Genomic DNA, 23,040 nt, shown 5'->3' on the forward strand with positions numbered 1-23,040 from the left:
TTTTTCGTGCGGTTATGTGATGAAAAGGCGGGCGCCGGTTTCAGCGTCCGCCTTCTGGGTTTTGTTTTATATGAGCGTATAGGCTAATCGTTCAGAACCATGCGGCCGATGCGGGCGTGGGCGGCAGGCGAGATCACCCGTAGCGCCAGACCCCAGACCAGACCGACGCCAAGAATGATGAAGGCGATCAGCGGAATGCGGCTGCCGAAGCCGCCCGTCCCGCCGAAGGTCTCGAGGTTCACGACCAGCAGGTACACAAGGTAGACCTGCGAAAGGAACGCGATGGCGGGTGCAATCAGGCCGGCGAAGACATTGACTTCACCTGGATGGTTGGCCCGGAAGTACACGATGATCGCAATCGAAACGACAGCCTGCAGGATGAGCAAGAGCATCGTGCCGAGAACGGCGAGCATCGTGTAGACGCCGAGATAGGCCTGGGCGTTCGGGTCATTGGTTCCCGTGAAGTAAGCGAACAAGATGATCCACAGGGCGGCAAGCAGCGTCTGGACGACGGATGCCACGTGCGGGCTCTTGTGCGTCGGATGCGTCTTGCCGAGAACGCCCGGCAGCACGCCCTCACGGCCGAGTGAATACATGTAGCGAGAGGCCGTGTTGTGGAACGCCATGCTGCAAGCGAAAGAGCTGGTCAGGATCAGAAGAGCCATCGCTTCGTTGGCCCACTGTCCGACAAACTCCGTCAGCGGCGACAGGAAGAAGTTGCCCGAGTCGCCAACCGCTTTCGCCAGCATGTCGCCCTCGGTCGGATAGGCCGCGATCGCGCACCAGCTCGTGATGATGTAGAAAATGCCGAGACCGATAACGGAATAGTACAGCGACCGCGGGATGATATGCTTTGGATTGACCGATTCTTCCGCGTAGTTCGGCGCCATCTCGAAGCCGACCCACGACCAGAACGCCATGAATACGCCGACCGCCGCCGCGCCGGACGCGATATCGACCGTGCCGACTTTCTGTGCTGCTACCGGGGTCATGACGTGGAGAAGGTTGAGTGATTCAAGATTAAACGCGCCGGGGCCTTTTGCGACGAACACGCCGACGTCGAAGATCGTCAGCATGATGACTTCAAACACCAGGGCCGCTCCCAAGACCTTCACCGACAGCTGCACGTCCTGATAGGAGAGGATCGAGGTCAAAACGACGACGAAAAGCGCGAGATAGAGCCACGGCACGTTGATGCCGAAATGCGTTTGAAGCCACGAGTTGCCGAAGAAGGCGAACAAGCCGGTAAGGGAGGCTTCGAAAACGCTGTAGGACGCCAACGAGGCAATGCCTGCCGCCATGCCGACGTCGCGCCCCAGGCCCATGCTGATGAAGGAATAAAAGCCGCCAACCGACGAAACCTTGCTGGCCATCGCGGCGTATCCGACCGAGAAGATGGTGAGCACGATCGTGGCGAGCAAGAACGCCGCCGGAACGTAGATGCCGTTGCCGAAGCCCGCTGCGAACGGCACGTTGCCGAGCATGGCGGATTCGGGTGCAGCGCCGGTCACCGTCAAGAATAACACGCCAATCAAGCCGATGGCCTTGGCGTGCAACTTGTCGACCGACCCATCCTTACCTACATCGAAGCTCTCTGTGGCTTCGAGAGTACTGGTGTTTGGTGATGTCACGTTGGCTACTCCCCCTGGGTTGTGGTCAGCCGAACATCCAGGATCTGTTCGGCGCGATATTAAATCGTACACGTACTATCCGGCGGTGATTCACGGCGGATCGCCATGCATCAGGTATTCCAGGCAGTGCGCACATAGTCGACGAGCGTATATGTGCGGCGCAGTGCAAGGTTTGACATTGCGCTGTCAAAACTTGACCTACTTCAGTCCAGGCCCATGATCTGTTTGAGTTCCGTGCTCGACATGACGTGGCAGTAGATCATATTTATGATCTCGAGCTCCTTATGGTGAAGCTCGTCCGAGCCAGCCGCGCAGCAGTCCTCGACGACGACGACAGCGAAACTTTCATCCGCCAAGCTCCTCACCGTCGATGAGACACATTGGTCGGTAAAGATCCCGCAGCATACGACGGTCTTGATCCCGAGGTTGGTAAGGATAAGGCGCAGGTTCGTTCCCGTCAGTGCGCTATCCGTTGTCTTCGTCACGACGATTTCATCGCCGACGGGGGCAAGGTCCGGCACGATCTGCGACGGCAGCTCGTCCTTCGGCAGTAGCAGGTTGTTCCAGCCCGGCATCTTCTGCGATAGCGACCGGTCCCGACCGTCTTTGGTGTGGCAGGCGATGCGGGCGAACAGGCATTCGATGCCGTTTTTGCGAAAGGTAGCGAGCAAATCCTTGGTTCGCGGCAGCACGGTTTGATGCATGCGGTCGTGGAAAGGCGTCCAGGCGTCGTACCGGCGTTGGTCTTCGGCCGAAAGCGACGCCCGGTCCGGCCGTTCGAGGTATGTGTTCTGGACGTCGATGATGAGGAGGGCGGTGTGGGCTTTGGAAAGGTCGGGATCGGCTGGCTCCGGCGCGCCGTCGTAATAAATGGACCGGTAGGCTGTCTTCCAGCTCATGCGTGACCTTTCAATATCGCTTCTTGTAGAGAGAGCGGCGCTCATAAACGTCTGCGGCTTCCTCGATGAAGGCCGCGACGCCGTTGGCGCCGTAGACCTCCCGCAGCTCCTTGGCGGCCGCCAGCAGTTCGTCCTTCGACCCCGCTCGGCCGGGGCGCAGCAGCTCGTAAGTCCGCATGATTACGTCCTGCGGCACGTCCACAAGCTCGGCGCCACGCTCGAAGTTGGCCGCCAGTGTCGGCCGCCCGGCGGCTTTCGCGACCTCGGCCTGCTGACGCAGCGCCCGATCCGTGATCCGTAGATCTTCAAGCCCGACCTTGTCAGTCAAGACTGCGTCAAGGCTGATATCCTCGAGCGTTTTGCCGGTTTTCGTTTCGACGATGTCCGGGCGTCGTTCGGCCAGCGGATAATCAGCAACGGAAAGAGGTTTGTCGCTCATGCTGCCGCTCCGAGGAATTTGATGTCGATCTCCTCGGGCTCGGCGCCTTCCGATGTCATCTCGGTTTCGATGGCGTAAATCATCGAAACGCGGGCGTGGTAGCGGGAGCCCATGGCCTCCCCGCGCGTCGGCACGATCACGGGTTCCGGCATTTCGCCGCGCGCATAGGCGGCCGCGTTGAGGCCCATCCGCTTGTAATGGTCGAGCTTGGTAATCGGCGAGTTCGAGAACAGTTCAAGGTTGTTATGCGGCAGCCGGTCCTTCTGGTGAATGACGGCCGTGCCCTTCGCCTGAATCCCGATCCCGACGCCGGACCCCGCCAGCCGAGCCGCGCTGAGGCCGAGAAACGATGTGTCAGCGGTATGCAGCATCCGCACGACCCGTGCCGTGCAGCCGCCTTCCGTGATTCCGGCGATCAACACCCGCAAAATGGCCGACAGCGGATGGCCCGCGACCGTCTGGAACAGCTTGACCCCGAATGCCGGGCTGATGCCGATGACGACCTCGCGTGGATTGCCGGTCACTGCCGCCGGTCCGACCGGACGATAGGCGATGCGGGTCACTTCGGCCGGACGATATTGTGCTTCGCCGCGGAGCACTTCCTGCCGGGTCAGCACATCGCGGATGGCGACCAGTTCCTCGCGCCGGGCCTCGCTGACGCGGTAGCCCGTGCCTGGTCCCTGGTACTCGTTCGGATCATTGACGGCGCTGACGATCTTGCCGTCGCGGACGACAGCCGAGGTCTGCAGGTAGTCGCCTGAGACCCGCAGGCGCACCAGCTTTAACAGGTTTTCCGCTTCCTCGCGGAACCCGCGGGCCGCCAGCGCCTTGATGACGTCGATGACCGTGATCGACCGCGCAAAGATCGTCTCGCTGATCTGCCCGACTTCCCGGCCGGAGAACGTCCGCGTCTCGTCCGAGCCGGATGCAGCAATAACGCTCTGCTTCATGTCGGCGGTTGGCTTGGCGAGGCCCAGCTCTTCAAGGACCGCACTGATGGCGTCCACCGCTCGGGCGCGCAGATCCATGATCTGCGCTTCGCCGACGGGCGTCAGCCCGCCGTCGGCCTCGAAGTCCCGCTGCAGAACCAGATAATCCTCCAGCTCTTCGCCGTTGAGCAGCGACGGGTTGAACGAGTTGTCGTACTTCAGGATCGAGCCGAAGCCCGAGCAGATGAGATCCGACCCCGCAATCAAGTACGGCAGGATTTTCGCCCCGACGCGAATTTCGGATTCGGTCGCCCGCGCATCATTGCCCGAAGCACATTCGAGGTCGAGCCAGACAGCGATCAGGTTCTCAGCCATCAGTTCGCGCATGCCGCCGGGAACCGTGCAGGTCACCGGCGCGCCATCAACGCCACCGTTCTGCGTGCCTTGCACGCCCATGGCGCGCTGGAGGCAGAGACAGCGGGCTTCGAGATAAAGCAGGGACTTGCGCTCGTGAAATCCCATCAACAACTCGGACCCGGCGCCGGACGTGCATCGCATCTTGATACCGCGCGACGCGTAAGCCGCAGCCAGAAACGCCTTCGACCAGGGCGTATCGTCGCCGTCGATGAAGCTCTTTTCAGTGCCGTAAACCGACAGCGTTTCCGCATACGAGGTGAAGCCCGCCATGCCGATCTTCAGCTCTTCGGCTTCCTCGCTCGAACACTGAAACAGCGTGCCCCAACGCCCGACCGACGCTCCGACCGCGCAGGCCACGGCATTCGACCACGAATTCCGCGCCACCCGCATCGTCGTCTCGATCTCATCGAAGCCGAACGCGACGGCCGTAGCGGCATCGGCTGCCATTTGCAGCGGGTCGTCCTTGGCGTTCGTGACGTGCGCCTGGTTACCGGGCGTCTGCCGCGCCCGCATCTTGCCGTAGGCGAACGCGATCTCCAGCGACGACAGATGCGCAACGACTTCGGCAAGCTTAGCGGGCGTCATGCCGTGCGCCAGCCTGACGAGCGTGCTGCGCGGCACGTTCATATCGACCAGCATCCGTGCCACCTCGATCGAAGGCATCGCCATCGCTTCCGGCGCAATTTCGGGATCGAGATGATATTTCGATATGAAGATGTCGATCATATCGAAGTCGCGGACGGCAACGCCATCCATGGACTCGACGACGCCTTTCCCCATCGCAATGCCTGGCTTGGGATCGTCGGGGCTCTTGAAAGCGGCAAAGCCGCTCGATGCGTCCTCGATAGCGAACTTGTCGAGACGCAGCGGCCGCTCGTCCCAGTCGGAAAACCGCTTCCAGCGATTGGCGCGAACGTGCGACTCTTCGGTCATGGCGTCTGTTCTCTGCGATGGCGGCATCGAATTGAATCGCAGTCACGATACCCCGGTATCCGTACCGGGATTTGACCCCAGCCGCCCTGAAGTTGACGTATTGCGCGCAAGGCCAATGGCGACCGAGCCGGCAAACTGAACAGACAATGCAATTGACGGTCAAGCTGCAAGACCGCGGGGCGCCTATATAGCCATTGGGAATGTGCCAAACAGCACCGCATTATGAAGGAGCCTCTCCGAGGTCGGCATGGAAGTCACAAAAAAAATCCTCGAGCTCAACGCCTTCGACATGAATGCAGCCGCGGGGCTCTCGCCGGAGGTGGTAACGCTGATCGGCCGACGCCGGGCGACCTTCGGCCCGACCTCCATGTTGTTCTACGAAAAGCCGCTCAACCTCGTGCGCGGCGAAGGCGTGTGGCTTCACGATGCCGACGGCACGCGTTACCTCGACGCCTACAATAATGTGCCGTCCGTCGGCCATTGCCACCCGCGCGTCGTTGAGGCAGTTGCCCGCCAAATGGGCACGCTTAATACCCACACGCGCTATCTCTATTCGAACGTCTACACCTATGCGGAGCGGTTGCTCGGGACGATGCCGGCCGCCGTCTCGAATATCGTCTTCACCTGCACCGGAAGCGAAAGCGCCGACTTTGCCCTTCGTGTCGCCCGCGCGGTGACTGGTGGAACCGGCTTCATCGTTACCGACAACGCCTATCACGGCAACACCTCGGCCGTGACGGAAATCTCGCCATCCTCCGCCAGCGCCGAGCCTCGCCCGGCGTACGTTTTCGTCGTACCCGCACCCGACACGTATCGCGAGATTTCCGAAGCCGTCGGGCGGCGTTTGGGACGAGATGTTCGCGCGGCCATCGCGAAAATGAATACCATCGGCATACGCTTTGCGGGCTTCATCGCCGACAGCATCTTTTCGAGCGATGGCGTCTTTCCCGGCGAACCCGGGTTCTTGAGAGAAACGTTGGAAGCCGTGCACGCAGCGGGCGGCGTTTACATTGCCGACGAAGTACAACCGGGATTTGGCCGCACGGGCGAAAAAATGTGGGGCTTCGATCGGCATGGCCTCGTGCCGGACATGGTCGTCATGGGCAAACCCATGGGCAACGGCTTTCCGATGGGCGGTGTCGCCATAAAGCCCGACCTGCTCAAGACCTTCGGTGAGACGTCCGGCTATTTCAATACGTTTGGCGGCAATCCGGTCGCAGCAGCCGCGGGACTGGCCGTTCTGGATGTGCTGAAAGACGAAGGCCTGCAGCAGAACAGTTTCGAGACGGGTGCCTATCTGCGCTCGGAAATTCGCATCGTCGGTTCCGAGGGGGGCTGCATCGGCGACGTTCGTGGAGCCGGGCTCTACATCGGCGTCGACATCGTCAAGGATACGCAGACGCGCGAACCCGATCGCGACACCGCCGAGAAGATCGTCAACGGCATGCGTGACCGCAACATCCTGATTGGCATAGCAGGCGGCCATGGGAACGTCTTGAAGATCCGTCCGCCGCTCTGCTTTAATCGCGAGCACGCCGATATCTTTCTCGACGGATTGAGGGGCGCGTTGGCCGACGCATCCTGACGCCCCGCCGTGTTTCGTTTCAAGCAGGAGCCGTAATGCAATCGAAGCTTTTCATCGACGGAAAGTGGACCGACGCCCGTGAGGGCGGCACGCTCGACGTCATCAATCCCGCCGATGAGCGCGTGTTTCACAAGTGCGCGGCCGGAACGGCTGCGGATATAGACGCCGCAGTCGCCGCTGCCAAAGCCGCAATGGCCGGCCCTTGGTCACGCACCTCCGGCCATGATCGCGCGGGATATCTCCGCGCCATCGCAGCGAAAATCGAAGAGCAGAAGCAGGCTCTGGCGGAAATCGAAGTCCGCGACAACGGCAAGCCGCTGCCCGAAGCACTTTGGGACGTGGGCGACGCCGCTTACTGCTTCAATCTCTATGCAACCTATGCCGAAGAGCTGGATGGTCGCCAGGGCGAAGTCATCGGCGTGCCGGACGAGCGCTTTCAGTCGCGCGTGAAATATATGCCGGCCGGCGTCGCGGGTCTCATCGTTCCGTGGAACTATCCGCTGTTGATGGCCGCCTGGAAAGTCGCGCCCGCGATTGCCGCCGGCTGCGCCGTTGTCTTGAAGCCATCGGAATATACGCCTTTAACGGCGCTGGAACTCGGCCGTATCGCCGCCGAAGTCGGCTTGCCTAACGGTGTGTTGAATGTCGTGACGGGTTACGGCGCTACCGCCGGCGCACGGCTGTCAACGCATCCAGACGTGCGCAAGCTGGCCTTTACCGGCTCGGTGCCGACCGGCATTGCCGTGGCATCCGCCGCGGCGCGTGATGTGAAAAGCGTCAGCCTGGAACTCGGCGGCAAATCGCCCATCGTTATCTTTAATGACGCCGATATCGAGCAGACCGCCGAATGGGTGATGTTCGGCATTTTCTGGAACCAGGGACAGGTTTGCAGCGCGACCTCGCGTATGATCGTTGAGAAAGGCATCGCGCCGAAACTCATCGACCGCCTTTCGGAAGAAGCCAAGAAGATCACCATCGGTGATGGCATGGCGCCTGGCACGCTTCTGGGTCCGCTCGTCAGCAGGACGCAATACGACAAGGTCCTGAACTACATTGACGTCGGCAAGAACGAGGCGACGCTCGTGACGGGCGGCGCGCGGCCGTCGCATCTCAATGAGGGCTACTTCCTTGAGCCGACGATTTTCGCCGACGTGCCATCCAGCGCGCGCATCTGGAACGAAGAAATCTTCGGCCCCGTCCTCGCCGTTTCGACGTTCGAAACCGAAGACGAAGCCTTGAAGCTAGCCAACGACAGCGAGTTCGGTCTCGCCGCCGCCGTCATGTCGCAGGATCACAAGCGCGCCGAGCGCGTCGCCGATGCGTTTGAAGCGGGAGTCGTCTGGATCAACTGCTCGCAGCCGAATTTTCTTGAGCCTCCATGGGGCGGCGTCAAGAAAAGCGGCATCGGCCGCGAACTCGGCACGTGGGGCCTTAACAACTTTTTGGAGCCCAAGCAGATCACGAAATATCTGAGCAGTGATCCTTGGGGCTGGTATCTGAAAGGCTGACGGCTCTCGCCGTCACGCCTTCAGGCGATAGCCCGTCCTGAAGATCCACCAGACGATGCCCATGCAGATCGCGAGAAACACAAAGATCATCAGCACGCTGACGCCGACATTCACATCCGAAATCTCATAGAAGCTCCAGCGGAAGCCGCTGATGAGATAGACGATGGGATTGAAAAGCGTCACCGTCTGCCAAGCGGGCGGCAGCATCTTGATGGAATAGAACGTGCCGCCCAGAAACACGAGCGGCGTGATGATGAGAAGCGGCACCGCTTGCAGCTTCTCGAAGCCGTCCGCCCAGACGCCGATGACGAACCCCAGCATGCTGAAGGTCGCGGCCGTCAGGATCAGAAAGCCCAGCATCCAGAACGGGTGCGCGATATGGATCGGCACGAACAGGCTCGCCGTCGCTAAAATAAGCAGCCCCAGCAGGACCGCTTTCGTCATCGCTGCGCCGACATAACCCAGCACGATCTCGAACGGCGAGATCGGCGCTGAGAGATGCTCATAGATCGTCCCGGTGAAGCGCGGAAAATAGATGCCGAACGAAGCGTTCGACGTACTTTCCGTCAATAGCGACAGCATCATCAACCCCGGCACGATAAACGCCGCATAGCTGACGCCCTCGATGTTCGATATCCGCGAGCCGATGGCCGCGCCGAATACGATAAAATAGAGCGAGGTCGAAAGGACGGGCGAAATTACGCTCTGCATGAACGTGCGCTTCCACCGCGACATCTCGAAGGTGTAGATGGCTCGAACGGCTTCGATGTTCATCGCTTTTCCTTCACAAGATCGACGAATATGTCTTCCAGCGAACTTTGCGTCGTCGACAGATCCTTGAACGTGATGCCGGCCGCGCGCATGTCGTTCAGCAGCGCCGTGATGCCGGTGCGCTCTGCGCGTGTGTCGTAGGTGTAGATCAGCTCGCTCTTGTCGGCTCCGAACTGCAGGCCGTAAGCACCGAGCGTTTCCGGAATAACGTCGACGGGAGCGGAAAGCTGCAGCTGAAGCTGCTTCTTGCCGAGCTTGCGCATCAGCTCGTTCTTTTCCTCGACAAGAATGATCTGCCCCTTGGCGATGACGCCGACGCGATCGGCCATCTCCTCGGCTTCTTCGATGTAGTGCGTGGTCAGGATAATGGTGACACCCGCTGCGCAAAGTTCACGAACGATGTTCCACATTTCGCGGCGAAGTTCGACGTCGACGCCGGCCGTCGGCTCATCGAGAAAAAGAATGCGCGGTTCATGCGCCAACGCTTTCGCGATGAGCAGACGCCGCTTCATGCCGCCGGAAAGCGTCATGATGCGCGCATCCTTCTTGTCCCACAGCGACAGGTTACGCAGCACCTTTTCGACCAACGCCGGATTGCGCGGCTTGCCGAACAGGCCCCGGCTGAAATTGACGGTCGCCCACGGCGTCTCGAACATGTCGGTTGAGAGTTCCTGCGGCACCAGGCCGATCATCGCGCGAACGGCGCGATAGTCCGTGACGATATCCTTGCCATCGACGGTGATCCTCCCGGCTGACGGATTGACGATGCCGCAGATCGTGCTGATCAGAGTGGTCTTGCCTGCGCCGTTTGGACCGAGCAGAGCGAAGATCTCGCCCTGCTTGATCTCAAGATTGATATCTTTCAGGGCCGTGAAGCCGGAGGCGTAGGTTTTCGAGAGATCGGCAACGCGAATGATCGTTGTCATATTCAGGACTGTTCTGCTCTTTTGGCTGCGAGCGCCGGGAGGGGATCGCAGCCCAACCAGCATGTTGTCAATGGTATCCGCCTGCGACCCGGATAGTTTCGCCCGAGACCCAGCCGGAATTGTCCGAAGCGAGGAATAGCACGACTTTTGCGACATCATCGGGTTGTCCGATCCGGCCGAGAGGCGTTCCCGCAACCATCTGTTTCTCTAAATCGGTGCCAATGAGGCCGAGCGTATGAACACCTTCCGTTTCGACGGGGCCGGGAGCGATGCCGTTGACACGGATTTTTTTCGGACCGAGTTCCGCGGCGAGCACGCGTGTTACGGCGTCGATCGCCCCTTTAGTCGCCGAATACGAAACAGTCGTCGGCATTGAGGAGGTGCTCGCAACAGAGCTAACGTTGATGATGCTGCCGCCGTTCGGACCGAAATTCTTGAGTGCTTCTCGCGCTGCCAAGATGGTGCCGAGGACATTGGTGTTGAAGAGACGATGGAACTCGTCTTCGGTCAACGCGTCGAGTGGTTGGAACGCGTAGACACCGGCATTGTTGACCAGAATATCCAGAGAACCGAACGCTTTTTTCGCCTCGGCGAAGATGTGCTCAACATCGGCCGCTTTCGCGACGTCGCCTTTGATGGCAATTGCTTTGCCGCCTTTGGCAGTAATGTCCGCGACCACGCGATCAGCGCCTTCTTTGCTCGATGCGTAGTTGACTGCAACCGCCGCGCCCGCTTCTGCCAATGTTCGTGAAATTTCAGCGCCGATGCCCTTCGACGCGCCAGTTACGATGGCCACTTTGCCTTGCAAGATGCCCATAGGGGTTCTCCTTCTATTGCTTGTTTGATTGTGAATCTTCGCGCCAATTATTTATTCAGCCGGAACGGGTGGGGCGTGACCGTGCGATTGGTGTGAATGCGCCACCGGAGCCGAGACATCGCCCGTATGCTTCAGCGGTCTGTTGCCGCTGAGCTTGCGCAGGATGACGTAGAACACCGGCGTCAGGAATATGCCGAATACCGTCACGCCGATCATGCCGGAAAACACGGCGACGCCCATGGCACGTCGCATTTCCGCGCCCGCTCCGATGGAAGTGACAAGCGGCACGACACCCATGATGAAGGCCATGGACGTCATCAAGATCGGCCGCAGCCTGAGCCTGCTTGCTTCAATCGCGGCCTGCACCGGATTGCGTCCGGCAAATTCCAGCTCTCGCGCAAATTCCACGATGAGAATGGCGTTCTTCGCCGACAAGCCCACGAGCACGATCAAACCGATCTGCGTGAAGACGTTATTGTCGCCGTGCGAAAGATAGACGCCCGTAATCGCCGCCAGCAAACCCATCGGCACGATAAGGATGATCGACAGCGGCAGCACGAGGCTTTCGTACTGCGCCGCAAGTACCAGGAAGACCAGGAACACAGACAGCGGGAAGACCCAGATGCCGGAGTTGCCAGCAAGAATTTCCTGATACGTGAGATCAGTCCACTCGAAGCCGATGCCTTTGGGAAGCACCTGTGCAGCAATGCGCTCGACGGCAGCCTTCGCTTGCCCCGACGAATATCCGGGCGCCGCGCCGCCATTGACGTCGGCCGTCAGGAAGCCGTTGTAACGCATGGCGCGTTCCGGTCCGGCAATCTGCTTGATGTTGAGCAACGCCGAAAGTTGAATCATCGCGCCGGAATTCGAACGGACTTTCAGCAAGCCGATGTCTTCCGGCCGCGCGCGATACTTCGCGTCTGCCTGCACGCGAACCGAATACGTGCGTCCGAACTTGTTGAAGTCGTTGACGTAGAGCGATCCGAGATAGATCTGCATCGTATCGAACACGTCTTGCACAGCGACGCCAAGCTGCCGCGCTTTCGTGCGGTCGATGGCGGCGTAAAGCTGCGGCACGTTCACCTGATAGGACGTGAAGATTCCCGCAAGTTCCGGCGCTTTGTTCAAAGCCGCCGTGAAATCCGTCATCGCCTTGGTCAGCGCGTCGTAACCCAAGCCTGCGCGGTCTTCGACCTGCAGCTTGAAACCGCCGATGGTTCCGAGCCCCTGCACCGGCGGCGGCGGGAACATGACGATGAACGCATCTTTGACGACCGCATATTCCTGATTGAGTTTACCCGCGATGGCCGGGCCGCTGAGATCGGGCGATCGCCGCTCGGCAAAGGGCTTCAGCGTCGCAAAGACGATGCCGGAGTTCGAGCTGTTGGTGAAGCCGTTGATCGACAGACCAGGAAACGCCACCGCGCTTTCGACACCCGGCGTCTTCAACGTGATGTCGCTCATCTTGCGAATGACGTCTTCCGTCCGATCGAGCGTTGCGCCATCGGGAAGCTGAGCAAAGCCGACGAGGTACTGCTTGTCCTGTCCCGGCACGAAGCCGCCGGGGACGGACTGGAACAGACCGTAGGTTACGCCGATCAGGCCGAGATAGATGAAAAACGCCAACGCCTTGTGGCCAAGGATGCGTTTGACGCCGCCGCTGTAGGCATCAGAGCCCCAGCTGAAGGCGCGGTTGAAGCGTCGGAAGAACCAGCCGAATGCGAAGTCCATGCCGCGCGTCAGCCAGTCCTTCGGCTCATCGTGTCCTTTGAGCAGAACGGCGGCGAGAGCAGGGGAGAGCGTCAGCGAGTTGACGGCCGAGATCACCGTCGAGATCGCAATCGTCAACGCAAACTGCTTGTAGAATTGCCCTGTCAAACCTGTGATGAGCGCCAGTGGCACGAACACCGCGACGAGCACAAGCGCAATGGCGATGATCGGTCCGGACACCTCGCGCATGGCCTGAATGCTCGCGTCGCGCGCGGACAGGCCGTTCTCGATATTGCGTTCGACGTTTTCGACGACGACGATCGCGTCGTCCACCACAATGCCGATGGCGAGCACCAGCCCGAACAGCGTCAGCGCGTTGATCGAAAATCCGAACACATGCATCACCGCAAACGTGCCGATGATCGACACCGGAACGGCAATCAGCGGAATGATCGACGCACGCCACGTCTGCAGGAACAGAATAACAACGAGAACAACCAGCGCCACCGCTTCGAGCAGCGTGTGAATGACGGCCTCGATTGACGCCCGCACGAACTGCGTCGGATCGTAAACGATCCGGTAATCGACGCCTTCGGGCATGTACTTCTTCAGTTCCGCCATTGTCGCGCGGACGTTGTCTGAGATCTCGATGGCGTTCGAGCCGGGCGACTGGAAAATCGGAATAGCGACAGCCTGCTTGTTGTCGAGCAGCGAGCGTAACGAATAATCGGCGGCGCCAAGTTCAATGCGAGCAACATCGCGCAGGCGCGTCACCTGATTGTTATCACCTGCTTTGACGACAATGTTGCCAAACTCCTCTTCCGTCGTCAGGCGTCCTTGCGCGTTGACGGAAAGCTGGAAATCGAGGTTCGGAAGCGACGGTGATGAGCCGACGACGCCTACGGCGGCTTGCACATTTTCGGCGCGCACGGCGTTGACAATGTCCATCGCAGAAAGGCCAAGCTCCGCAGCCTTCGCCGGATCGACCCAAACGCGCATCGAATAGTCGCCCGAGCCGAATAGCTGTACGTCGCCGACGCCGTTGATGCGCGCCAGGCGATCCTTGACGTTGATCACCGCGTAGTTGCGCAGATACGTCATGTCGTAGCGGTTGTTTGGCGACAGCAGGTGCACGACCATCGTCAGGTCGGGCGAACTTTTTACTGTTGTGATGCCGAGCGCGCGTACGTCTTCAGGCAGGCGCGGCTCCGCCTGTGCAACGCGGTTTTGTACCAGCTGTTGCGCCTTGTCGGGATCGCTCCCCAGACGGAACGTTACCGTGAGTGTCATCAAACCGTCGGTCGTCGCCTGGCTGCTCATATAGAGCATGCCTTCGACGCCGTTGACCTGCTCCTCGATTGGCGTCGCAACGGTCTCCGCAATCACCTTTGGGTTGGCGCCCGGATAGTTGGCGCGCACCACGACCTGCGGAGGGACGACCTCCGGATATTCCGAGATTGGCATTGCCGGCAGCGAGATCAGGCCGCCGAGAAAAATTAACGTCGACAGCACGCCCGCGAAGATCGGACGGTCGATAAAGAACTTCGAGATATTCATGACAAGCGTGCCTGACGAGGTTGGTATGAAGCCTTGCTGTGTTGAGGCTTATTGTTGAGGAATGTCCGCGGACGCGTGCTCTTCCGTCAGCGGCTGGCCGTTCATTGCCACTGACTCCGGAGCCACTTCGTCGCCAGGCTTCACGTGCTGAAGACCCGCAACGATGATGCGATCGCCCGTATTGAGGCCTTTCGTGATGATGCGCAGATCGTCCGTCATCGCGCCGAGCTTCACTTCGCGATAGACAGTCTTGTTGTCCGGGTTGACGATCATCACGTACTTTTTGTCCTGGTCCGTTCCGATCGCCCGTTCGCTGATCGCGACCACCGGCGCGGGTTGGAACCGGGCCAGCCGGACGCGAACGAATTGCCCGGCAATCAGCCGCCCATCGCTATTGTCGAAGCGCGCGCGCAGGCGCACGGTGCCGCTCCCGACGTCGACTTTATTGTCGACGAACTGAAGCGCGCCTGGCTGCCAGACGCCTTCGTTGATGGCAGTCGACATCTGGACGGCGATCTTCTCGACGTGCGCCGTCGCGTTGGCTTCCGGCGAGAGCGTCGCAAGGGCGCGCGCGACGACGTTTTCATCGGCGTTGAAGCTCGCGTAGATCGGATTGACAGACACGAGCGTCGTCAGCAGCGGCGCGTTTGGCCCAGCCTCGACAAGATTGCCGACTGTAATCTCTCGACGCCCCACGCGCCCGGAAACCGGCGCGCGCACTTCCGTCCATTCGAGATTGAGTTTCGCGGTCCGCAGCGCCGCTTGCGCGCTTTTCAGATTGGCGACGGCCGCATCGTAGGCATTCGCGCGCGTATCGAGTTCGCGTTCGGAAAGCGCATCGCCGATGATCTGCCGTGCGCGCGCAACGTCGGCCTTGGTGAAGACCACCTGAGCTTGTGCAGCCGCGACGACGCCGTTCAGCCGGTCCACCTCCGCTGCATAAGGCGCCGGGTCAATCGTCACCAGCGAGTCGCCAGCCTTCACCATCGCGCCTTCGCGGAAGTGAATGGCGACGATCTGCCCGGCGACGCGGGGGCGCAGATCGACTCGCTCGACTGCTTCGAGGCGACCTGAGAATTCATCCCAGACGCTTGCCTCGCGCGCCTTGACGGTTGCGACCGAAACGGCGACCGGGGCGTGAGCCGGTGCCTCTTGCGCGAAAGTCGCGTCGAACGGCACGCCGACGAGTGCTATCGCGACTGCTGACGCCGCTAGGCCGTTCAAAAATTTGGATCGTGTTTTGCTGCTCATGATCGTCGATCTCTTCGAGGTTTGCTGGTCGCACGGCCCCAAGACCGACCCTTGCCGGACCGGCCGTGCGCGCGAAAATTTGGGGAGCGAGAACGCCAGCCGCTGCGCCGGCTGCCGTTCTCGAACGGCTTCAGGAGAAATTGTCGAGGCTGAGCCCCGGATGCCAACGGTCGTCACGCTCGCTGAATTCAGTCGGTGTCGGCGCCTGGCGATATCCACAGGCGGATACAACAAACGGGACGTGATCCTCGTCGGCCATCGTATCGCCGCCGCGACCGGCAAACCATCCTGTCAAACCCCGAAGGGCCGCTGCGGTCGTAAAAGTGAGAGAGCTTTTCATGACGAGCGCGTTCCCTACATATATACTGAGCGGTACGGATATAGGTCGCGGTAAGGTGCTGTCAACTACTATTTGTACTGATGAGTACGTAAATGTATAGTGGGTCGGCGAAGAAAACGAAGTTCGGGAGAGAAGCGGTGCAAAAAGAAGCGGTGCATAAAGGCCGCCCGCGCGAGTTCGACGTCGAAAAGGCGCTGGACAAGGCGCTCCACGTCTTCTGGCAGCATGGCTATGAGGGCGCCTCTCTGTCGGACCTGACGGAGGCCATGGGCATCAGTCGCCCAAGTCTCTACGCGGCCTTCGGCAACAAGGAGGAGCTTTTTCGCCGCGCTCTTGACCGCTATGCCGAAAAGGGCCCGGGCGCGGTCCAGTCGGAAGCCCTAGCCGAACCGACCTCTAGAAAGGTCGTCGAACATCTTCTGCATTCGGTCGTGATGTCGCTGACCGACCCCTGTAATCCCGCCGGATGCCTGGCCGTACAAGGCGCACTGACGTGCAGCTCGGCTGCGGAATCGATCAAGCAGGAGCTTTGCAAACGCCGTTCCGAAGCTGAGGAAAATCTCCGCTGTCGCTTTGAGAAAGCCAAGGCTGAGGGCGATCTTGGCGCCGATTCAGATCCTGCCGCTCTCGCGCGTTATGTCTCGACCGTGACTCAGGGCATGTCGGTGCAGGCCTCGGGTGGTGCTTCTCGCAATGAGCTGCTCGCCGTCGCGGAGATGGCCCTGAAGGCCTGGCCAGCCTGATGGCGGACATGCCGAGAACCGCGCTTGCCTGCGGCGGCCGGGTCTTGTAGGTCGCGCCAGGCACGGCCACGTCTCTTCACAACTGAAAATAATCTGCGGAGCATGCGCTTATGGCGAATGGCTTGATCACGCGTCTTGTCGGAAACCGATCTCGCCGAGTGGGTTTCAACGCAGCAGCTTTCGTCCTAGCCACGCTGGCGATATCGCCGCTGTCGGCAGTCGATCGCGCGCGGGCCGACGAAACCTGTCCTGACGGCAATGCGGGCCTCAAGTTGCCCAGGGGATTCTGCGCCACGATTTTCGCCGACAATGTCGGCTCGCCACGCCACTTGGCCGTTTCCGCTGATAACGTCGTTTACGCCAACAACCAGAAATCATTGCTCGCGCTCAAAGACACGAAGGGTGTGGGGCACGCCGATGTCATCGAAAAATTCGGACCGCCCGGTGAAGGCGGCACGGGCATCGGCGTTTACAGGAATTGGCTTTATGCCGAGATCGGTGATGAGATCGTTCGCTATCAGTTGAAACCCGGCGAGATCGTTCCAACCAGCAAGCCGGAGGCGATTGTTTCTCAATTGCCTATCGACGGCGATCACCGGCCGCGCCCGTTCGCAATCACGCCTAAAGGCGAGATGTTCGTCGATCTCGGCTCGGCGACGAATTCTTGTCAGGAAGAGAACCGCACCAAAGGGTCTCCCGGCATCGACCCGTGCACAGAGCTTGAAACGCGCGCCGGCATTTGGCGTTTCGATGCCGATACGCCGGGCCAGATCTTCTCATCCGCTCAGCGTTACGCGACAGGTCTGCGAAATGCCGAAGGCATCGACTACGGCGCAGACGGCCGCCTCTACGCCACTCAGCATGGGCGCGATCAGCTTTATCAAACTTGGCCGAAGCTTTACTCATCCGAGCAAAGCTCCGATCTTCCGGCCGAAGAACTCGTCGAAGTGCGCGATGGCGGCGACTACGGCTGGCCGTATTGTTATTACGACGGTTTTCAGAAAAAACTGGTTCTCGCACCGGAATACGGCGGTGATGGCGGCAAGGCCGTTGGGCGCTGCGCCGACAAACTCCCGCCGGTTGCCGCCTACCCAGGACACTGGGCGCCGAACGATCTGAAAATCTATAAGGCGAAGCAGTTCCCTGACACATATCAGGGCGGCGCATTCATCGCCTTCCATGGTTCGTGGAATCGGTCGTCCGGCGGCCAGCAGGGCTATAGTGTCGTCTTCCAGCCGTTGAAGGATGGCAAAGCCTCTGGCCCGTATATCATTTTTGCTGATGGCTTCCGGAACGGAGACGGAACAGGCGTCGAGCATCGCCCGACAGGGCTTGCAGTCGGTCCCGACGGTGCGCTTTACGTTGCCGACGACGCTGCCGGTCGCATCTGGCGTATCGTCTACAAAGGCTGACGTTTTAGATCGTATTCGCGAGCGGGGCGCGGAGACTTGGCAGCAAAAGACATCGCGTTCCTGACAGGCGCTTCGGGCTTCGTCGGCTCGGCCGTCGCGCGCAAACTTCTCGACGAAGGGTTTGCGGTGCGCGCGCTCGTTCGTAAGAGCAGCAATCGCGCTAATCTCGCAGACATTCCGCTCGACGTCGTCGAAGGCGATATCCGCGATGCGGCTCTCGTCGAAAGGGCCATGCAGGGCGCGCGTTACGTCTTCCACGTCGCCGCCGACTATCGCCTGTGGGCGCTCGATCCTGAGGAGATCGTCAGAACTAATACGGAAGGCACGCGCGCCATCATGAGTGCCGCGCAGAAGGCCGGCGCCGAACGGATCGTCTACACATCGAGCGTCGCTACCCTGCGTTTGGCGGGTGATGGCACGCCGTCGGACGAAACGATGCCGCTCAAGGCAGAAGACGCCATCGGCGCCTACAAGAAAAGCAAAGTGCTGGCCGAGCGTCTCGTCGAACGCATGATTGCCGACGACGACCTGCCGGCAGTTATCGTTAATCCCTCCACACCGATCGGCCCCCGCGACGTGCGGCCAACGCCGACCGGCCGCATCGTAGTCGAGGCTGCGGTCGGACGGATGCCCGCCTACGTCGAGACGGGCCTGAACCTGGTCCACGTCGATGATGTCGCGGACGGTCACGTTGCCGCCTTGAAGAAGGGGCGAATTGGCGAGCGATATATCTTGGGGGGCCAAGACATGACGCTCGGGCAAATGCTCGCTGAAATTGCGCAACTCGCCGGACGCCGCGCGCCGACGATCAAGCTGCCCCGTGAGCTGATCTATCCGATCGCCTATGGCGCCGAACTCGCCGCCCGCGTGACGGGCCGCGAGCCTTTCGCGACTGTCGATGGCTTGCGCATGGCGAAGTACAAAATGTTCTTCTCCTCTGCGAAGGCGGAGCGCGAGCTTGGCTATCGGGCGCGTCCGGCACGCGAAGCTTTGGCGGAAGCCTTTAATTGGTTTCAGCGCGCGGGGTACCTCAAGTGACCGCGCTGACCGTCATCGCGAGTATCGGCCTCGCCGCGTGGCTCTATCTTCTACTTTTTAACGGCGGCTTCTGGCTGAGCAGCGAACGCGAGGAAGCTGAGCAGAACAAATATCCTGAACCCAAAGTTTGGCCGCGCGTCACGGCCGTCATCCCGGCGCGCAACGAAGCTGACATGCTGCCAGGCTCTCTGACGTCGCTCGTCAAGCAGGATTATCCCGGCGCCTTTTCGATCGTCCTTGTCGATGACCAGAGCACCGACGGGACCGCCGACGTCGCTCGCGCCATTGCCGCGGCGTCGAACCGCGAGATCACCATCGTCAGCGGCGCACCGCTGCCGCCACGCTGGACCGGCAAAGTCTGGGCCATGCATCAAGGCATCGCGACGGCATCGGCAGGAGACGCGCAGCCGGAATACCTGCTCTTGACGGATGCCGACATCGGCTATCGTCCCGATGTTCTGAAATCGCTGGTTGTTGGCTCGACCGCGAAGGGCCGCGCCATGACGTCCGTGATGGCCAAGCTCAAATGTGACAGCCTCGCCGAGCGGTGGCTGGTCCCCGCGTTCATCTTCTTTTTCGAGATGCTTTACCCGTTCCGTCGCGTCAATCGGCGCGCTGATCGCACCGCCGCCGCAGCGGGCGGCTGCATGCTTGTCGAACGGACTGCACTTGAGCGCGCAGGTGGCATCGCAGCCATCCGCGGCGCCCTTATCGACGACTGTGCGCTCGGAAAACTGTTGAAAACGCAGGGCCCGATTTGGCTTGGACTTTCCGACCGTGTCCTGAGCCTCAGACCCTATGAGACCTTCGAAGATATTCGCCGAATGGTTGCGCGATCGGCCTATGCCCAGTTGCGTTATTCGCCGGTTTTGCTGGTCGGAACGGTCCTCGCGATGCTCGCAATTTATGTTGCGCCGCCCGCTCTGGCTGTACTCGCCGCCTATCCGGCGAATATGCTCGCTGCCGTAACGTACCTATTGATGTTTATCGCATATCAGCCGACGTTGCGCTTTTACAACCGTTCGCCACTTTGGGGCTTGGCGCTACCACTTATTGCGACGGTGTATGTGGGTTTCACGTTAGATTCGGCGTATCAGCATGTACGGGGTCGAGGCGGTCTGTGGAAGGGCCGCGTTCAAGCCGAAGTAGGGCGGCAATGACAGTCGATACGAAGTACAAATCCGGCAAGTCGGAGTGTGACGAGAACTTTCCCGTCGCTTCGCGTATCGTCGCTGCGCGCCATCGCGCGCCGATCCTGGCGTTCTACCGTTTTGCTCGCGCCGCTGACGACGCCGCCGACCATCCGACGCTCGATCCGCAATCGAAGCTTTCGATCCTTGATGCACTTGAAGACACGCTGCTCGGTCGTTCCGATGCTGCAACGGATGCGATCGCGCTGCGCGAGCAGCTGCAGCTTCGAAACCTCAGCTCGCAACATGCGCTCGATCTTTTGAAAGCCTTCCGCCAGGACGTCACGAAGCTCCGCTACGAGACGTGGGAAGAACTTCTCGATTATTGCCGCTATTCGGCGATGCCGGTCGGCCGCTTCGTGCTCGATGTCCACGGCGAGTCCAAGTCGACGTGGCCGGCATCGGACGCGTTGTGCGCAGCACTGCAGATCATCAATCATCTGCAGGACTGCGCGAAGGACTATCGCAATATCGACCGCGTCTACATTCCGCGAATGGATCTCGCCGCGCATGGTATCGGTGTCGAAGCGTTGGCGGAGCCGCAGGCATCTCCCGCGCTTCTGGCGTGTATCCACGCTCTGGCCGAGCGAACCGAGACGCTGATGCCCGATGCCGCGTTGCTTCCGCCGGGCGTTTCCGATCTTCGTCTTGCCGCCGAGACGTCTATCATTGTTGAACTCGCGCGCAAGCTGATTGCCATTTTGAAAACGCGCGATCCACTGTCGGAGCGCGTGCATCTGTCAAAATTGCAGGCGGCGATGGTCGCTTCACGCGCCACAGCTGCTACGGTCGCGAGCCGGGCTCTTGCACGTTTCGCGTTTTCGAAGTCGACGGGGATGATGCCGCATGAGCGCTGAAGTTGATACCTTGAGTGCCGAAGACGTTCCGGCAGCGGCAAGCAGCTCATTCTATGCCGCGATGCGGGTGCTCCCGCGCTCGCAACGGGATGCGATGTATCACGTTTACGCCTTTTGCCGGGCGGTCGATGACGTCGCCGACAACGGCGGCTCGCGCGAGGTGCGCCACGCCGACCTCGAACGCTATCGCACCGACATTGAGCAATTGTACGCTACCGGCCGCACGACGCCGCGCACGCGCGATCTGCTCGTGCCGATCCGGCAATATGGTCTTCTGATGGACGATTTCATCGCCGTCATTGACGGCATGGAAATGGACATCCTCCGCGATCTACGCGCGCCGGAATGGAAAGTTCTCGATCTCTATTGCGATCGCGCCGCCTCTGCGGTCGGACGTCTGTCTGTGCGCATTTTCGGAATGGATGAGAAGCCGGGGATCGAGCTGTCGCACAATCTCGGCCGCGCTTTGCAGTTGACGAACATTCTGCGCGACATCGACGAAGACGCCGCGATGGGCCGCCTCTATTTGCCCAAGGAGGCGCTGCGTGATGCCGGCATCGACGACACATCGATTGATGCCATTCTTGCCAATCCGGCATTGGATCGTGTCTGTCGCGGTATCGCCGAGATCACACGGAAATACTACGATCGCTCCGAAGCGATTATGGCCGCCGCGCCGCGTCGCGCTGTGCGGTCGCCGCGCATGATGGCGACGGTCTATCGCGGCATTCTCGAAAAGCTGATCGCCCGTGGCTGGAAAGCGCCGCGCGTGGACGTGCGTCGTTCGAAGCGCACCGTCATCTGGGCGGTTCTGCGTGACGGCATCTTCTGAATGACGAGCGGCACCGTTCACATCGTCGGGGCCGGTCTCGCCGGCCTTTCGGCGGCGGTTGCGCTGGTCGGTCAAGGACAAAAGGTCGTCGTCCACGAACTCGCGCGCCACGCAGGCGGCCGCTGTCGATCCTATTTCGAGCCGGCGCTCGGAATGACGATCGATAACGGCAATCATCTTCTGCTGTCGGGAAACGCCAGCGCGCTTGCCTTTCTCGACAAAGTCGGCGGCAGGCATCTTCTCGATGAGCCGCAGCACGCCGAATTCCATTTCTTCGACCTCGCTGCCAAAAACAGCTGGGTGCTGCGGCCGAACGACGGCCCTGTGCCGTGGTGGATATTCAGCAAGGACCGCCGCGTGCCGCAGACGCGGGCGAGCGACTATCTTCGTCTCGGCCGCCTCTTGAAGGCCGCACCATGCGAAACGGTCACGGAAAAGATCGACTCGAACTCGGTGCTCTATAAGCGGCTGATGGAGCCGGTACTGCTTGCGGCGTTGAATTGCGATCCTAAGGAAGGGTCGGCGCAACTCGCAGCTGCCGTCATTCGCGAAACGCTCGGGCGGGGCGGCAAGGCCTGCCGTCCGCTGTTCGCCGCCAATGGTCTCGGACCCGCGCTCGTCGATCCAGCAATTGCATTCATCGAGAAAAACGGTGGCGAAGTACGCTTCGATCATTCTCTCCGCACCATCGAATTGCAGGACGCGCGCGCTCGCGCCCTGCAATTCGACGACGGCCGGGTCGAGTTTGGTCGCGACGACCGCATCGTCCTCGCCGTACCGGCCTGGGTGGCGAAAACGCTTGTCCCCGAATTGCGCGTGCCGACCAAATACCGTTCGATCTTCAACGCCCACTTCGCGTATCCATCGCCGAAAGGCGTGCCGAAGATTACCGGCGTCATTAATGCCACGACGGAATGGCTGTTTGCCTTCGACGACAGGCTATCGGTAACGGTTAGCTCAGCCGATCGATTCAACGAAGCCGAGCGCGAGCCACTCGCCCGCCGCATCTGGTCCGAGGTTGCGACAATCGCCGGGATCGACGCCAACCTTCCGCGATGGCAGATCGTCAAGGAACGCCGTGCGACTTTTGCGGCAACGCCGGACGAGAATACCTTGCGACCTCGCGCGCAAACGCACTGGAAAAACCTTTTTCTTGCCGGAGATTGGACCGCCACCGGCCTTCCCGCGACAATTGAGGGCGCGATAAGGTCAGGCGAAACCGCTGCCAAACTGGCGATGGCGACACAACTCTGAT

General features: G+C 60.6%; 19 protein-coding genes. 9 read left to right on the forward strand and 10 right to left on the reverse strand.

The window, feature by feature from the left end:
- Positions 1–83: 83 nt before the first annotated feature.
- From RLW55_RS09560 to RLW55_RS09575, 4 genes are all read right to left on the reverse strand, one after another.
- Positions 84–1,631 (reverse strand): APC family permease, encoded by a 1,548-nt coding sequence (locus RLW55_RS09560; RefSeq protein WP_423416282.1) that lies wholly within the window; start codon positions 1,629–1,631, stop codon positions 84–86.
- A gap of 203 nt (positions 1,632–1,834) precedes the next feature.
- Positions 1,835–2,530, reverse strand: a complete 696-nt coding sequence (locus RLW55_RS09565) for a cysteine hydrolase family protein (protein ID WP_414463867.1) — start codon at positions 2,528–2,530, stop codon at positions 1,835–1,837.
- A gap of 10 nt (positions 2,531–2,540) precedes the next feature.
- On the reverse strand, positions 2,541–2,969 hold the full coding sequence (locus tag RLW55_RS09570; protein WP_423416283.1) for a diol dehydratase small subunit: 429 nt from the start codon (positions 2,967–2,969) through the stop codon (positions 2,541–2,543).
- Positions 2,966–5,248, reverse strand: a complete 2,283-nt coding sequence (locus RLW55_RS09575; RefSeq protein ID WP_423416284.1) for a propanediol/glycerol family dehydratase large subunit — start codon at positions 5,246–5,248, stop codon at positions 2,966–2,968. The genes RLW55_RS09570 and RLW55_RS09575 overlap by 4 nt, the downstream gene beginning before the upstream one ends.
- Positions 5,249–5,495: 247 nt before the next feature.
- On the opposite strand from RLW55_RS09575, the gene RLW55_RS09580 reads away from it, so the two are divergent.
- Both RLW55_RS09580 and RLW55_RS09585 read left to right on the forward strand, forming a co-directional pair.
- Positions 5,496–6,833 (forward strand): aspartate aminotransferase family protein, encoded by a 1,338-nt coding sequence (locus RLW55_RS09580; protein WP_423416285.1) that lies wholly within the window; start codon positions 5,496–5,498, stop codon positions 6,831–6,833.
- Positions 6,834–6,868: 35 nt separating this feature from the next.
- Positions 6,869–8,341 (forward strand): aldehyde dehydrogenase family protein, encoded by a 1,473-nt coding sequence (locus tag RLW55_RS09585; RefSeq protein ID WP_423416286.1) that lies wholly within the window; start codon positions 6,869–6,871, stop codon positions 8,339–8,341.
- Positions 8,342–8,353: 12 nt separating this feature from the next.
- Here RLW55_RS09585 and RLW55_RS09590 read toward each other — a convergent pair whose 3' ends face one another.
- The 6 genes from RLW55_RS09590 to RLW55_RS09615 all read right to left on the reverse strand — a co-directional run bounded on the left by RLW55_RS09590 (position 8,354) and on the right by RLW55_RS09615 (position 15,713).
- Positions 8,354–9,115, reverse strand: a complete 762-nt coding sequence (locus tag RLW55_RS09590; protein WP_414463863.1) for an ABC transporter permease — start codon at positions 9,113–9,115, stop codon at positions 8,354–8,356.
- Positions 9,112–10,038, reverse strand: coding sequence for an ABC transporter ATP-binding protein (locus RLW55_RS09595; RefSeq protein ID WP_423416287.1), 927 nt, complete (start codon positions 10,036–10,038; stop codon positions 9,112–9,114). Before RLW55_RS09595 ends, RLW55_RS09590 begins: the two co-directional genes overlap by 4 nt.
- A gap of 67 nt (positions 10,039–10,105) precedes the next feature.
- On the reverse strand, positions 10,106–10,855 hold the full coding sequence (locus RLW55_RS09600) for an SDR family NAD(P)-dependent oxidoreductase (RefSeq protein ID WP_423416288.1): 750 nt from the start codon (positions 10,853–10,855) through the stop codon (positions 10,106–10,108).
- A gap of 51 nt (positions 10,856–10,906) precedes the next feature.
- Positions 10,907–14,122, reverse strand: coding sequence for an efflux RND transporter permease subunit (locus RLW55_RS09605; protein WP_423416289.1), 3,216 nt, complete (start codon positions 14,120–14,122; stop codon positions 10,907–10,909).
- Between the two features lie 48 nt (positions 14,123–14,170).
- A complete protein-coding gene (locus tag RLW55_RS09610) occupies positions 14,171–15,373 on the reverse strand; it encodes an efflux RND transporter periplasmic adaptor subunit (protein WP_423416290.1) in 1,203 nt (400 codons plus the stop codon).
- A gap of 130 nt (positions 15,374–15,503) precedes the next feature.
- Complete coding sequence (locus tag RLW55_RS09615; RefSeq protein WP_423416291.1) at positions 15,504–15,713, reverse strand: hypothetical protein; 210 nt, start codon at positions 15,711–15,713, stop codon at positions 15,504–15,506.
- Between the two features lie 92 nt (positions 15,714–15,805).
- Here RLW55_RS09615 and RLW55_RS09620 point away from each other — a divergent pair, with 92 nt between their 5' ends.
- The 7 genes from RLW55_RS09620 to hpnE all read left to right on the forward strand — a co-directional run bounded on the left by RLW55_RS09620 (position 15,806) and on the right by hpnE (position 23,039).
- Entirely contained in the window at positions 15,806–16,456 is a 651-nt protein-coding gene (locus tag RLW55_RS09620; RefSeq protein WP_414463858.1) for a TetR/AcrR family transcriptional regulator, read from the forward strand.
- A 158-nt stretch (positions 16,457–16,614) separates the two neighbouring features.
- Positions 16,615–17,868: a PQQ-dependent sugar dehydrogenase gene (locus RLW55_RS09625; RefSeq protein WP_423416292.1), complete on the forward strand. Its 1,254-nt coding sequence runs from the start codon at positions 16,615–16,617 to the stop codon at positions 17,866–17,868.
- 36 nt (positions 17,869–17,904) lie between these two features.
- On the forward strand, positions 17,905–18,906 hold the full coding sequence (hpnA, locus tag RLW55_RS09630) for a hopanoid-associated sugar epimerase (RefSeq protein WP_414463856.1): 1,002 nt from the start codon (positions 17,905–17,907) through the stop codon (positions 18,904–18,906).
- Positions 18,903–20,066: a glycosyltransferase gene (locus RLW55_RS09635; protein ID WP_423416293.1), complete on the forward strand. Its 1,164-nt coding sequence runs from the start codon at positions 18,903–18,905 to the stop codon at positions 20,064–20,066. The genes hpnA and RLW55_RS09635 overlap by 4 nt, the downstream gene beginning before the upstream one ends.
- Positions 20,063–20,953: a squalene synthase HpnC gene (gene hpnC / locus RLW55_RS09640; protein ID WP_423416294.1), complete on the forward strand. Its 891-nt coding sequence runs from the start codon at positions 20,063–20,065 to the stop codon at positions 20,951–20,953. Before RLW55_RS09635 ends, hpnC begins: the two co-directional genes overlap by 4 nt.
- On the forward strand, positions 20,943–21,785 hold the full coding sequence (gene hpnD / locus RLW55_RS09645; protein WP_423416295.1) for a presqualene diphosphate synthase HpnD: 843 nt from the start codon (positions 20,943–20,945) through the stop codon (positions 21,783–21,785). The genes hpnC and hpnD overlap by 11 nt, the downstream gene beginning before the upstream one ends.
- Complete coding sequence (hpnE, locus tag RLW55_RS09650; RefSeq protein WP_423416296.1) at positions 21,786–23,039, forward strand: hydroxysqualene dehydroxylase HpnE; 1,254 nt, start codon at positions 21,786–21,788, stop codon at positions 23,037–23,039. It abuts the gene before it with no gap.
- Position 23,040: the final 1 nt, after the last annotated feature.

It is taken from the genome of Hyphomicrobium sp. B1 (genome assembly GCF_049532635.1).
GTDB lineage: Bacteria > Pseudomonadota > Alphaproteobacteria > Rhizobiales > Hyphomicrobiaceae > Hyphomicrobium_B.